A 13739-nucleotide genomic window follows, 5' to 3' on the forward strand; every position below is an offset into this window, starting at 1 on the left:
AAACAACAAATTAGAGCCCATCCAGATTTTTCCATCGGGATGGAACAGGCTCGATCGGCTGTTATTTTACGCGGGCAGCTTTGTGAGTTGGAAAGGGGTCGCTCGAGGATGATCTTTCGCAGTCCGCGCGGCATTGTTGCAACTGGCGACCAATAATAAAGACGGCAGCAATCGGCAAGCGAAAGTCCCGAGCGTTTCAGTCACGCCGCAATATCTGGAAGGGCAGGCAACGTGAATTGAAAGATGGCGCCGTGGGGCGCGTTTGCGCTTGCCCACAATCGTCCGCCCCGCTCTTCGATGATAGAACGGCAGATCGACAGCCCCAGGCCCAAACCGCTTGGCTTCGTTGTGTAGAAGGCCTGGAAGAGGCGCTCGATCTTCGATGGAGCCAACCCTGGACCCGAATCGCGCACTGAGACGAGCACACCGCCCAACTCGGCTTGCCCGGTGCTGATCAGCAATTCCCGGGCCCCCTCGCCGGCGTTGCTCATTGCCTCGACGGCGTTGATGATCAAGTTCAAGATCACCTGCTGCAGTTCGACCCGATCTCCTTGAATGGGCGGCAGGCCATCCGCGAGTTCCGTCTGCACTGCAACACCATTCTTCACAATTTCGGCATGGGTCAGCGCGACAACCTCAAGGATCGTTTCGTTGATCTCCAGGCGATCGTTCCGTGCCGGCGCCCTCTTGATGAGGGCACGGATCCGACCGATGACCTCGCCCGCTCGATTGCCATCCTTAACGATGCTGGCGAGCACCTGGCGCACCTCCTCCAGATCCGGCGTCTGGCCAGCGAGAATACGCAGCCCCGTCTGAGCGTTGATGACTGTCGCGGCAATGGGCTGGTTCACATCATGGGCGATCGAGGCCGTCAGCTCGCCCATGGTTGCGACGCGGTTCGCGTGCGCTAGCTCCATCTGCACCTCGCGGTAGCGGCGCTCGCTCTCGCGTGCCTCGGCTTCCGCCCGCTTGCGCTCGGTCAAGTCGAGCACGAATGTGACACCCTGGTACTCGGTTTCATCGAAGGCTGCCGCGCCGAGCAGGATTGGGACGCGGCTGCCGTCTTTACGGAAGTATTCCTTCTCGTAGGGTTGGATTGTTCCGGTCGTCTTCAGCTCGGACAGCGCCTGCGCAGTACGGTCGCGCCATTCCGGTGGCGTCAGGTCGTCGCGGTGCAGGCGACCTGCGACGAGATCCTCGCGATCGCATCCCACGATGCGGAGAAATGCGCCATTGGCCTCAAGAATCTGACCTTCGAAATCCGCGACGTAGATGCCGATGATGTTGGCGTCGACAAGGTGCCGGATCTTCGCCTCGCGCTCCGCCAGATCACGGTACAAACGGCTGTTCTCAAGCGAGATTGCAGCCTGCGCGGCGAGTAGCTTCAGCACCGCAATGCGACCTGGCGCGAAGACGCGGGGAGCCAGGTTGTTCTCGAGGTAGAGCACGCCTATCAGCTTGGCCTGGGTGACCAAGGGGAGGCAGAGAATGGACCGCGCGTGGCGCTGACGGACATAGGGATCCGCCGCAAGCTCGGGGTGAACCATGGCATCCTCGACAGTTACGTTCTCCCCGGTGCGAAGGACATAGTGCAGAACCGATTCCGGGAGGACGTCCGCGGCTACGGGCTCGTCGCGCAGCTGCACGAGAACGGTGTTGCCGCTGGTCGTGGCTTCCGCTGCGGTCCTTGGTTCAGCCCCGCGCGCATCAACGAGCAGGCCGCGCTCGGCACCCGCATGCGCGATGGCGGTGCGCATGAGCGTGTCGAGCAGTTTCTCGAAAACCATCTCGCCCGACACTGTTTGCGACACCTTGATCACGGTCGCCAGGTCGAGGTGTTCGACCGGCGCCGCGCCGATCGTGCTCGTGGGAGCAGGTGCCGGCTCTTCCGTTCTGAGGCGCGGATACAATTCATCGAGCTGCCGCACCTTGCCATGGGCTCCCCAGCGCAGATAGCTGTAGCGGGCGTTGCGCAGGTAGAGTTCGGCGAACTGGTCAAAGCCACGCGCCCGATAGAAGGCGGAAGCGCGCTCATAGGCGATCGCCTCGTTGTGAACGAAGCCGTTTGAGCGAGCCGAGGAGATGGCCTGTTCATAGAGGCGCATCGCGTCGGCATCGCGGCCCTCTATGCGAGCGATCTCGGCGCCGACCAGCGCGGCGCGATTCTCGAAATTCTCCGGGCAGTGCTCAGCCCAGATTTCAAGCTGTCGGTGGTGCGCGCCGAGCGCTTCGGCATGCTGCCGGCGCTCGCTGGCCGCTGCGGAATCCCAGGATGCCGCCTGGACGAGAGCACCGTAAAACTCACACTCCGCCGTTTCGAAGTGCGACGGTGTCGACGAGATAACCCGTCGCATCCGCTCCGCCGCCTCGAGGCCGGCCGCATAGTCGCCTGCAAAGAAGCGCGCTTGCAGCTTGCGGGGCCAGTACATGCTTTCAGGCCCCTTCAGATCCGGGTTGGCGGAGAAGCGGCGCTCCATCTCAAGCTCGGAAACCTGGTCCTCGTCAAAGCAGCCGAACTTCGGCGTCAAGCCACGAAGGGTCCGGACAAGCCCGAGCTGCGCGACGATGGCATCAAGGGCAAGACCGAACCGGATCTTCTGTGTAAAGGCGAGACCACGCTCGGCTTCCGCCTGGATCTCATCGAGCGGATCGCCTGCAGCCAGAAGGTTCGTGTTCAGGTGGTTGCAGCAGTACCCGGCAAAAGTGAGGTCGCCGATCTTGCTGGCCGCGTCGAACGCGCGACGTACCAGATCGCGGCCAGTGCGGACATGTCTCGTCCACGGCAGGACAACGCTTCCGAAGATCACGTAGGCCCTGGCCTGAAAATCCTTCAGCCCGTGCTGTTCCACAAGGTCACAGCCCAGCCGGCCGAATCGAAACCCGGCCTTGTAGTCGCCGAAGCGCCATCCGGCGACCAGGCCAAGCACCACGTAAGCGTAGCACGAGCCCGCACTGTTGCCGCCCTCGAGGCTGAGATTGACAATTCGACAGATGATCAGGGAAGCCAGGTTCGCATCCATGTACCAGGCGGGCGCCGAAAGTCTGGTCAGAACATCGATCGTAGCGAGAGATGCCGGGTCGCTCATCAAAGGCAAATCCGCGAGCGCCTCGATCTGGCGGTCTGCAAGCGTCGACCAGATCCGCTGGTACTCGCGGTGTACGTCCTCCGCTGTGGGATGCCGCGGCCACTCCCCACCCAGATATCGCAGGTAGTCGAGACTGACAGCGGCCGCGCGGCTGCCCTGGTCGAGGCTCGTGTACAGATCAGCCAGCAGGCAAGTGATGCTGGCGCGTTCGACCGTCGTCGCGGCGCGGGCCGACAGAGCCGTCAGTCGCTGCTCGGCTTGCGTCAGCGCTCCGGTCTGGAACTCGCATTCGGCCCGGTTCAACTCGAGCGCGAAGGTGAGTTCGGGCAGGCGCGTCCACGAGTCTTCCGCCAGCAGCGCCGCGCCGCCGGCGAGATAAATGAGAGCCGAGGCATACGCGGTAGACGCCTTCGCGCGCTTGCCCGCGATCAGATTGAGCTCGGCAAGCCGCTCGCGCTCGTCCTTCGAGTTGATCAGTGCGGCACCGCGATTCAGCTGATTGACGATCTCGAAGATCGCCTCCTCTCGCTTTACCGGCGGCGTGTTCGCCGCCAGCAGCCTGCCGATCCGCAGATGGGCAGCCGCGCGCGAGTCTTCAGGAATCAATGAATAGGCGGCTTCCTGGACGCGGTCATGAAGGAACCTGTAGGCAGCCTCCGAGCGGAACACAAGGTCCGTCCGGACCGCTTCCCAAAGGTCGCCGTGCATATTCTCCGTCGAGCCCCGATACAACATCCCGAGCAACCCGAACTCCGCGCTGTTTCCTATGCAGGCAAGCTGTTGCAAAGCGTTCCGGGTTTCGACGGGCAGCCGATGCAACTTGCCGACCATGAGATCAACCACATTGTCGGTGTAACCCCTGGCATGAATGCGATCGAGGTCCCAACACCACCGCGCCTCGCCCTGATCGAACGTGAGCAGTCCATCTTCGGCCAAGGTTGACAAGAACTGAATGGCAAAGAACGGGTTGCCACTCGTTTTCTCGTGCACCAGTTGGGCCAATGGGGCGGAGTGTTCGAATTCGCAGCGGATTGAATCAGCAATCAACTGCTCAAGGTCTTCACGCACCAGCGGTGCAAGAACAATATCCTGCACTATCGCGCCAGCTTTGCGGATGGCTTCGAGCCTCCGCATAAGCGGGTGGGCGAAATCCACTTCATTGTCCCGGTAGGCGCCGATCAGCATCAAGTGCCGGACATCCGGCCTGGTCAGCAGATCCTCGAGCAAATCCAACGTCGCAGCATCGAGCCATTGCAAATCATCGAGAAAGAGTGCCAGCGGATGTTCAGGTCTTGCGAAGACACCGATAAGTCGCCGAAACACGAGCTGAAAGCGTTTTTGTGCCTGTTGCGGCTCAAGCTCCGAGACGGGCGGCTGTTCGCCGATGATGAACTTCAGTTCGGGGATCAGATCGACCATCAGCCGTCCGTTCGGCCCAAGCGCCTCCAGAAGGGCATCGCGCCAACCCGCCAACTCGGTGTCGCTCTTGGCGAGAAGAGGTCGCACAATGTTCTGAAAAGCCTGCACCAGCGTCGAGTAGGGGATGTCGCGTTTGTACTGATCGAACTTCCCTGATGCGAAGAGCCCACGCGGCTGTACCAATACCCTGTGCAGTTCATTGACGAGCGAGGATTTGCCGATGCCTGAATATCCGGAAACCAGCACCAACTCAGGCGCGCCGCCCTTGACGATGCGATCGAAGGCGGCGAGCAAGGCATCGACCTCATCCACTCTCCCATAGAGTTTCTCGGGAATGAGAAGGCGGCCTGGCGTGTCGTGTTCCCCCAACGGGAAGGCATCGATCCGGCGCTCGGCCTCCCAGGCAGCAAGGCAGTGCCGGAGGTCGATCTCCAGGCCAACCGCGCTTTGATAGCGGTCCTCGGGGGTCTTGGCGAGCAGCTTCATAATGACTGCGGAGATGGCGCCAGGGATCTCCTTGCGCCGCTTGCCGGGGGGCACTGGCTTGCTTGCTATGTGGCAGTGGACCCACTCCATCGGATCGGCTGCGTCAAACAGGAGATGGCTGGTCAGAATCTGGTAAAGCGTCGCGCCAAGTGAGTAGAGGTCACTGCGGGAATCGACCGAGCGATTCATCCGACCGGTCTGCTCAGGCGCCATATAGGCAAGCGTGCCGGCAATGGTTTCCGGAGGCCGGACCGATTGGCGTTCGCGCTGCAGACGCGAGGCGAGGCCGAATCCGGTGAGCCGCACCTGTTCGTCCGCGCAGTTCACCACGATATTGGCCGGCTTGATATCCCTATGGATGAGGCCGCGTTGGTGGAGCTTGCCCACCGCCACGGCAATGCCGATGGCGAGGGCCAGGAAGCGTCCCACCTCCATTGGAATGCCGAGCAGGCGGTCGAGCGGCTCGCCGCCGGGATCCTCGAGCACCAGCATGCTGCGCCCGCGCTCGGACCCAAGCCCCAGCGGTTTCACCGCCCACGAGCTATCCAGTTCGTCCCTCAACCCATATTCGTGGACGAGCCGAGCGAGACTGGCCGGTGGCGGGTGCGCCGCGGCGAATTGCACGACCAGAACTGCGCTGCGGTTACCGTCAGCATCCAAGCGCCAACGCCGGCGGAAGAGGCGTTCGCCATCCTCCCATACCTGGGGGATATCGCCTCCCTCAGCGCCTAACCGAAGCGATTCCAACTGCAGCGCTCCGCTGACAGGCTCGTTGTCGCCGTGCATCGGGAAAACTAACACATTCATAGAGACAGGCAATCAGCAAGCCAGGCGATAGCTGCTTGTTGATCTGCCTGGACGAGCATGCGGATATGCCGGCTGATCCGTGCCCGGTCAGTGCAGAGGGTGCTCACCTCTTCGGGGCGTCTTCCCTTGCCGAGCACCAGGCCTTTCGCAGCCATCAGTCTTCACACAGTTGGTGGACGGCAACCGATTGACGGGGTGTTGCCCGATCGTCGGCAGGATCCCCGCCTGTCACGGCCCCCTGGGAATCGAAGCGGTCGTATCGGCATCGGCAATAGGCTGGTGCACGCCGCCTCTTGGGCGCGCGGGTCGAAACGGCGACCCATCTCTCGAGAGTCGGGAATCTAAAGCGGCCGCTTAAGACGCAAAATCGGCACGATGAGAGCAATGGAGCCCAAGTCATTTCCGGTATGCGGAGTACATTGCCAGGAGCGGCGCGTCCTGCCCCGATGACCTGCGACGCGTGCCTGCGAATCGTCTGGAGGCGAAATGGATATCACGTCGAAGCCTGTGACTGACCTGCGGGTTTATCTCGCGCAAGAGCGAACGTTTCTCGCCTGGATTCGCACCGGCATCGCTTTGATGGGTTTCGGGCTCGTGGTGGCGCATTTCGAGCTGTTTGCCGACCAGCCCCACATCACACAATCCGCGTCGGGCGTGGCCCCGCACGGGCCCTCACTTTGGTTCGGAACGGCGCTTGTCGCGATCGGCGCAGTCGTGAATCTCTTCGCATGGCGTTATGTTCGATTGGTTGATGAAATGAGCAGCGGTCAATTCGCGAACCGCTCCCTCTCCAGGCAAGGCGTGATTGTGGCTCTGTTCCTGGCGTTGCTTGGCATGGCCATGACGATTCACCTGACTTTGGCTCAGGGCTGCCGCCGGAAGCACTGCACGCCTGATCAGCAGTCTATAAGGTGACGATAATGGACGGTTCAAAAAAGCATTACGTCGACAATACGGGTCTGTCCTTTTCGGCCGGTCTCACAATCCGACAAAAGGACCCAAAGAATCTGGAGGCTCCCTTCGATAGGATCGACTCGTACCTCACCCCGACGGAGCTGTTCTACATACGAAGTCATTTTCCGACACCAGCCCTGGACGGCGCCTCTTATCAACTACGCGTCGATGGTGCTGTCAGGCATCCATTCACATTGAGCTACGACGAGTTGCGAAGCATGCCATGCGAGACCCGGATCGCGACTTTGGAATGCGCGGGCAATAGCCGGGTCTTTCTCGTCCCGCAGGTGCAAGGAGCACAATGGGAACTCGGTGCGGTCAGCAATGCCGAATGGACCGGTGTGCCCCTGCGAGCATTGCTGGAGCGTGCCGGCATGGAGGAAGATGTTTGCGAGATCCTGTTCGAAGGGGCGGATTGCGGAACACCCAAGGAAGAGCCCCTGCCCCCGGATCCGATTTCCTACGCCTGGAGCTTGCCACGAGCCAAAGCAGTTCAACCGGAAGTCCTGATTGCCTACCAGATGAACGGTCGTGATCTGCCGCCGGACCACGGGTATCCGGTGCGCGCAATTGTACCCGGTCATTATGGAATGGCTTCCGTCAAGTGGCTGATGCGCATCCAGGCCGTATGTGAGCCGTTTCACGGTTACTGGCAGACATCGGATTATGCCTACTGGGCTTCGATGGACGGGAAGCCCGTGCGGCGGCCGTTGGGCGAAATGCAGCTCAAGTCCGAGATCGCACGACCGCGTGTTTACGAAACGCTGGTCCCGAACCGGATCTACACAATTTCCGGTGCTGCATGGACAGGCGAGACCGATGTGGCCGACATCGCAGTGAGCACCGATGGTGGCCGAACCTGGGCCGAGGCGCAGTTCGTGGATCCTGTGCGGCGGCATGCGTGGCGACGTTGGAAATTCGATTGGCTTACACCGAAAAAACCGGGGCAATATACGCTGCTGGCCCGCGCCAGGGACGCGAGCGGCGTGTTCCAACCCAACGAGCACGACCGGAACTACGGTGTCTACGTGATCAATCACCCTCTCCCGATTGAAGTATTCGTGGACGATTCTGATGAGCAGTCTTGAGCGCTTCCAGAATGTCGTGTTGGGCGGTGGAGAGGCCGGCAAGTACATCGCTTGGGAGTTGGCGCGATTGGGGCAACGCGTCGCCGTGGTCGAAAAGGGACTGATCGGTGGTTCATGTCCCAACATTGCCTGCTTGCCCAGCAAGAACGTGATTCATAGCGCGAAGGTTGTGGAACTCGTTCGCCATGCCGAAACTTTCGGATTGCACATTGGTCCCTGGACCTTGGACATGGCCGGCGTGCAACAACGCAAGCGTGAATTGGTCGATGGCTTGATCGCGATCCACAAGGCGCGGTTTGCGGCTGACGGCCTCGAATTCATTCTCGGCGAGGGTCGTTTCGTTGCGCCCAGGACTATCGAAGTCCGGCAGACGCAGGGTGGGATACGGCATCTTGAGGGCGAGCGCGTCTTTCTTGATCTCGGCACGCGCGCAGCCGTCCCCGATATTCCCGGGCTGGCCGACGCTGCTCCGCTGACTCACGTCGAGGCGCTTGATCTCGATCGGCTTCCCGCGCATCTGATCGTGCTCGGCGGCGGCTATGTCGGCCTCGAGATGGCGCAGGCTTTTCGGCGCTTCGGCAGCCGAGTAACCGTGATTGAACAAGCCCCGCAGCTCATCGCCCGAGAGGACCCCGACGTCGCCGATTCCGTCCGCGGAATTTTTGCGGATGACGGCATTGACGTGGTGCTGAATGCTGCGATCGAGGCCGTAAACGGTCGATCTGGTGTCCAAGTAAAAGTTCGGCTGCGCACGCCGGCCGGCGAACGAGAGATCGATGGAAGCGATCTGCTCGTCGCCGCAGGACGCACGCCTAATACGCGCGCCATCGGTCTCGAGAGCGCTGGAGTCGAATTGGACCTGCGGGGCTACGTCAAGGTGAACGAACGCCTGGAGACTACGGCGCCCGCGGTTTGGGCGATGGGCGAGTGTGCCGGGAGCCCGCAATTCACCCATGTGGCATTCGACGATTTCCGGGTCGTGCGCGGCAATCTGGCGGGAGGTTCGCGGACGACTCGCGATCGACTGATCCCCTACTGCATGTTCATCGATCCCGAACTGGGGCGGGTTGGGTTCGGCGAGGCAGAGGCGAAGCGCCGCGGGATTGCAATCCGAGTGGCGCGCCTCTCCATGAACTCGGTTCTTCGAGCCCGGACCACCGGCGAGACGCGTGGTTTCATGAAGGCGCTCATCGACGCGCATAGCGATCGCATTCTTGGCTTCACGATGCTCGGCGCCGGCGCCGGAGAGGTTATCGCAGCCGTGCAGAGCGCCATGCTGGCCGGCCTTGCGTACACTGGACTACGCGATGCAATTTTGACTCACCCGACGATGGCCGAAGGCCTCAGTGTCCTGTTGGCCGGCGTTCCGGCCATGCAGGAAGTGTCCGGAAAATTGCATGGAGAACGCCAATGATGGCCATGAAGCCCTGCGCTTCGAAAAGTATGGACAGCCTTCGGCCTTCTCGCTGCAGGAGTCTCCTGGTGTCATACGAACTGGCCGCAAGCGGCGCTGGACGCAGCCACTGACAAGGGCCGCGGCCGGATTTGTTAGTTATCTCGCGACGCGCTGATCCACATCAGCCGGCGCCTTGATGCGTTCCGAGATCATATGGCGCTCCTTCTCGGCCAGGACGGCATAAAGGTGCGGCATGAACGGGTTGACGTCAGCGCCGAGTTCGCACTTTGGTTCCCCAGCTACTGCGCGCTCCAGTGGCGGATTCCGGAGCTCATGCCGCGCGTTTGAGCTGGAGCTCCGACCAGATTGCCGAGAGCGCCTGTACCAGATGGTCGATATCCTGTGCGGTATGCAGCGGTGACGGCGTGATGCGCAGCCGCTCGGTGCCGCGCGGCACCGTCGGATAGTTGATCGGCTGCACGTAGATTCCGTAGTCGCTGAGCAGAACGTCGCTGACTTGCTTGCACAGCACGGGGTCGCCGACCATCAGCGGGACAATATGGCTGGGATTGGTCATGTGGGGCAATCCAGCCGCGTCCAATCGCTTGCGAAGCGAAGCGACCACCGCCTGATGTTGCTGGCGCTCGCTGTCGCTCGTCTTCAAATGCCGGATGCTCGCGAGCGCAGCCGCCGCGACCGACGGGGGCAGCGCGCTGGTGAAGATAAAGCCCGACGAGAAGCTCCGCACGAAATCGCACAGCGCTGTGCTGCCGGTGATATAGCCGCCCACCACACCGAAACCCTTGGCAAGCGTCGCCTCGATCACAGTCAGACGATGGCTGAGCCCTTCGCGTTCGGCGATCCCGCCGCCGCGCGGACCATAGAGCCCGACGGCATGGACCTCGTCGAGATAGGTCATGGCGCCGTGCGCGTCCGCGACATCACAGAGTTCCGCGATCGGGGCGATATCGCCGTCCATCGAATAGACCGACTCGAACGCCACCAGCTTCGGCCGTCCGGGATCCAACGCCGCCAGCTTGCGGTTCAAATCCTCCGGATCGTTGTGGCGCCAGATCCGCTTTTCCACCCGGCTGTGCCGGATGCCCTCGATCATCGAGGCATGATTGCTCTCGTCTGAGAGGACGACGCAGCCCGGCAGTCGGGACGAAAGCGTACTGAGCACCGCCCAGTTCGACACGTAGCCGGAGGTAAACAGCAGGGCCGCTTCCTTGGCGTGCAGATCAGCCAGTTCCCGCTCCAGCAACACATGGTAGTGGCTGGTTCCCGAGATGTTGCGGGTGCCGCCGGCGCCAGCGCCGCACCGGTCGACCGCTTCGTGCATCGCCGCCAGCACGGACGGATGCTGCCCCATCCCGAGATAGTCGTTTGAGCACCAGACCGTCACCGTCGACTGGACCTGGCCGTTGAAACGGGTCGCGCGCGGGAAATTCCCCGCGTGGCGTTCGAGATCGCAGAACACCCGGTAGTTGCCCTCCATATGGAGATCATGCAGTTGCTGCCGGAAGAAGCCCTCGTAGTTCATTGTTCCGTCCGGGAGATGCGACGGAACGTTCGGTTTGGCACTCAGATAGTCGGGTGGTGAACCGCCGAGCGCGTGGTTGACCGGACAGTGCGACGGGTCGATTGCGTGACCCGGCACGGCCCAGGTGACGTGCTCAGGCGGGGACGACGGCCGGTTGGCCGGAACGAGAGTCTTCGGGGTCATGGGTGCCTCCGTCTTTGGCTGGCTGGCTTTCGATCTGCTTATCGCTTCTCTTGCGCACGCATCGAAGGCAGCCTGCAAATCGCCCCCCAGATGTCTGCAAGTGGCACGTTCCGGAGTTGCAAGCGCACGCCCCGAAGCGATGGGTTAGCGATGAGTGCCGGCACGGTCACTCGGCCGGCGTCGGCGCCCGCGCCCCGGGCGTCGCCGGCTCGTGTGCGAGCCGAGCCAAGCCGGTATGCACGATGGCGGCAATGATGGCGCCGACGATCGGGGCTATCATATAAAGCCAGGCGTCATTGAAATTGCCCGTCGCGACCATTGGGCCCAGTGCCCGTGCCGGGTTGAACGGGGCGCCCGTGAGGGCCCCACCCATGATGATGTTGAGGGTCAGGGTCATGCCGATCGCCAGCGGCGCGAGGTTGCCGGCGCGGCCCGCGACCGCCGTTGCTAACACGACCGTGACCAGGAAAAAGGCGAGCACCGCCTCGATCACGAAGCCGGCGGAGGGCGTGACCGTCAGGGTCGTGGCGCCCAGAGCGAGGTCGTGCGCGAGCGAAGGTGTGCCGAGGCCGGTCGACGCACCGCCCAGCACAGCCCGCAACAGGAGCGCCCCGATGATACCGCCAACCAACTGGCTGACAATGTAGCCGACAGCCTCGCCGGTGCGCATTGCTCCGGCGAGGAGCACGCCTACAGTGACGGCGGGGTTAAAATGGCCCCCCGACACCGGTCCGTAGGCGAAAGCGAAGGCCATGATGGCCAGGCCGTGGGCGAAGGCAATCGCGGCGATGCCGGGAAGGCCGACACCACTGCCGACCACGGCCGCGGCGCCGGCTCCAATGAAGACGAACGAGAAGGTGCCGATGAACTCCGCAAGGAGCTTGGGTGCAACATGGTTGGACATGGTTGATCTCCGGAGACGAGCGTGCAGTGCTCGCATTGGCGTGCGGCGCTCGCATTAAGTTGTCTGGGGGAGCCGGCGGCACGGGAGGAGCGCGCCGGCCGGCAAAGCGAGCGGGCGTTACTCGGCGGCCATCGTCTGCTGGTTGAAAGGCACGCCCACCGCCTTCGCAACGCCGGCGCCGTATGCGGGATCGGCTTTGGCACAGTTGGCAATATGGCGCTGTTTGACCTCAAGGCGCGCGTCGCCCATGGCGCGGGCGGTGTTCTCGAACAGAAGCCGCTGCTGCTCGGGGCTCATCTTCCTGAACAGGTTGCCGGGTTGCTCATAGTGGTCGTCATCGACACGATGGTCCCAATAGGTCGCGCTACCCTCGATCGGCAGCGGTGGGTCGATCAGCGCCCGGTTGCGGTCGATCCAGGTGCTCTTGCTGTTGGGCCAATATGTCGGTGTCGCACCAAGGTTGCCGTCAGTCCGCATCGCGCCATCGCGGTGATAGCTTTGGAACGGACACTTCGGTGCATTTACAGGGATGTGGTTGAAATTGACGCCCAGCCGGTATCGCTGGGTATCGCCGTAGGAGAAGAGCCGGCCCTGGAGCATCTTGTCCGGCGAGAAGCCGATGCCGGGAACGATGTTGGCCGGCGAGAATGCCGCCTGCTCTATTTCCGCGAAGAAATTATCGGGATAGCGGTTGAGCTCCATCACACCGACCTCCATCAGCGGATAGTCGGCCTTCGGCCAAACCTTGGTCAAGTCGAACGGATTGTGCTTGTGGGTCCGGGCCTGCTCCTCGCTCATCACCTGGATCGACAACGTCCATCGCGGAAAATTGCCGCTGTCGATGGCGTTGAGCAGATCGCGTCCGTGGCTCTCGCGATCGTTCGCGACCAGCGCGGCCGCCTCCTCGTCGGTGAGGTTCTCGATGCCCTGCTGCGAGCGGAAGTGGAATTTGACCCAGCTGCGTTCATTGGCGGCGTTGATCATCGAGAAGGTGTGGCTGCCGAAGAGATGCATGTGGCGGAAGCTTCGCGGAATGCCACGGTCGGACATCACAACGGTCACCTGGTGCAGCGCTTCCGGCAGGAGCGACCAGAAATCCCAGTTGTTGTCCGCCGAGCGCAGACCGGTGCGCGGATCGCGCTTGATCGCGTGGTTCAGGTCCGAAAAGGGCAGCGGGTCGCGAAAGAAGAAGACGGGCGTATTGTTCCCGACGATGTCCCAATTGCCCTCCTCCGTATAGAATTTCATGGCGGTACCGCGGATATCGCGCTCGGCATCCGCCGCGCCACGCTCGCCCGCTACCGTCGAGAAGCGGACCAGCATCGGCGTCTGCTTGCCGACCTCGGAGAATATCTTCGCCTTGGTGTAGCGGGAGATATCCTTGGTGACGGTGAAGGTGCCATGGGCGCCCCAACCCTTTGCATGCATGCGGCGTTCGGGAATCACCTCACGGTCGAAATGTGCCAGCTTCTCGATCAGCCAGATGTCCTGGAGCAGCGCCGGCCCCCTCGGTCCCGCCGTCTGGATGTTGGTGTTGTCCACCACGGGCGAACCAGTGGCATGGGTCATAGGCGGGACGCGGTCGGTCATAAATAATCTCCTGTGAGACATCGGATGTGAGACATCGAAATCCAGCAACGCGACCGCCTGCGGCAGCGTCACCCTTGTTCTCCCAGCATCGTCCTCAACCGAAGTGTATTGGCCACAACACCGGGACCAAAAGGCTAGTCTATGGAGTTGGAAATGACTTTAGCCCTGTTGCTGCGATTGTCGCGGTTTTGCGTCAACCGCATGTCGCGAGCGCAATCTTGCAACAAGTCCGACAATGGCCGACGAGCCGTTCCAGTGCGCCAAGCCTACAAAGCAGACGGCA

8 protein-coding genes are annotated in these 13739 nt (G+C 62.0%); 4 read left to right on the forward strand and 4 right to left on the reverse strand.

The genetic code is table 11. The features are described from left to right. Positions 1–200: 200 nt before the first annotated feature. Positions 201–5702, reverse strand: a complete 5502-nt coding sequence (locus tag NKJ94_RS18100) for a trifunctional serine/threonine-protein kinase/ATP-binding protein/sensor histidine kinase (RefSeq protein ID WP_352526947.1) — start codon at positions 5700–5702, stop codon at positions 201–203. 582 nt (positions 5703–6284) lie between these two features. On the opposite strand from NKJ94_RS18100, the gene NKJ94_RS18105 reads away from it, so the two are divergent. The 4 genes from NKJ94_RS18105 to NKJ94_RS18120 are packed head-to-tail and all read left to right on the forward strand — an operon-like array spanning position 6285 to position 9411. Continuing rightward, complete coding sequence (locus tag NKJ94_RS18105) at positions 6285–6713, forward strand: YidH family protein (RefSeq protein WP_352526882.1); 429 nt, start codon at positions 6285–6287, stop codon at positions 6711–6713. A 5-nt stretch (positions 6714–6718) separates the two neighbouring features. Further along, positions 6719–7840: a sulfite oxidase gene (locus tag NKJ94_RS18110; RefSeq protein WP_352526883.1), complete on the forward strand. Its 1122-nt coding sequence runs from the start codon at positions 6719–6721 to the stop codon at positions 7838–7840. Then, complete coding sequence (locus NKJ94_RS18115) at positions 7827–9254, forward strand: mercuric reductase (RefSeq protein ID WP_352526884.1); 1428 nt, start codon at positions 7827–7829, stop codon at positions 9252–9254. Before NKJ94_RS18110 ends, NKJ94_RS18115 begins: the two co-directional genes overlap by 14 nt. Further along, on the forward strand, positions 9238–9411 hold the full coding sequence (locus NKJ94_RS18120) for a hypothetical protein (RefSeq protein WP_352526885.1): 174 nt from the start codon (positions 9238–9240) through the stop codon (positions 9409–9411). The genes NKJ94_RS18115 and NKJ94_RS18120 overlap by 17 nt, the downstream gene beginning before the upstream one ends. A gap of 156 nt (positions 9412–9567) precedes the next feature. On the opposite strand, the gene hemA is transcribed toward NKJ94_RS18120, so the two are convergent. From hemA to NKJ94_RS18135, 3 genes are all read right to left on the reverse strand, one after another. Continuing rightward, positions 9568–10779, reverse strand: coding sequence for a 5-aminolevulinate synthase (hemA, locus tag NKJ94_RS18125; RefSeq protein ID WP_352526948.1), 1212 nt, complete (start codon positions 10777–10779; stop codon positions 9568–9570). 349 nt (positions 10780–11128) lie between these two features. Beyond that, positions 11129–11866, reverse strand: coding sequence for an MIP/aquaporin family protein (locus tag NKJ94_RS18130; RefSeq protein ID WP_352526886.1), 738 nt, complete (start codon positions 11864–11866; stop codon positions 11129–11131). A gap of 117 nt (positions 11867–11983) precedes the next feature. After that, positions 11984–13456, reverse strand: coding sequence for a catalase (locus tag NKJ94_RS18135; protein WP_352526887.1), 1473 nt, complete (start codon positions 13454–13456; stop codon positions 11984–11986). Positions 13457–13739: the final 283 nt, after the last annotated feature.

The sequence above is a fragment of the Mesorhizobium sp. M0060 genome (assembly GCF_040323155.1).
In the GTDB taxonomy this organism is placed as follows: Bacteria; Pseudomonadota; Alphaproteobacteria; order Rhizobiales; family Rhizobiaceae; genus Mesorhizobium.

Coding starts and splice junctions, on each gene's coding strand:
- NKJ94_RS18105 (WP_352526882.1), top strand. CDS start 6,285: ATGGATATCACGTCGAAGCCTGTGACTGACCTGCGGGTTTATCTCGCG.
- NKJ94_RS18110 (WP_352526883.1), top strand. CDS start 6,719: ATGGACGGTTCAAAAAAGCATTACGTCGACAATACGGGTCTGTCCTTT.
- NKJ94_RS18115 (WP_352526884.1), top strand. CDS start 7,827: ATGAGCAGTCTTGAGCGCTTCCAGAATGTCGTGTTGGGCGGTGGAGAG.
- NKJ94_RS18120 (WP_352526885.1), top strand. CDS start 9,238: ATGGAGAACGCCAATGATGGCCATGAAGCCCTGCGCTTCGAAAAGTAT.
- hemA (WP_352526948.1), bottom strand. CDS start 10,779: ATGAACTACGAGGGCTTCTTCCGGCAGCAACTGCATGATCTCCATATG.
- NKJ94_RS18130 (WP_352526886.1), bottom strand. CDS start 11,866: ATGTCCAACCATGTTGCACCCAAGCTCCTTGCGGAGTTCATCGGCACC.
- NKJ94_RS18135 (WP_352526887.1), bottom strand. CDS start 13,456: ATGACCGACCGCGTCCCGCCTATGACCCATGCCACTGGTTCGCCCGTG.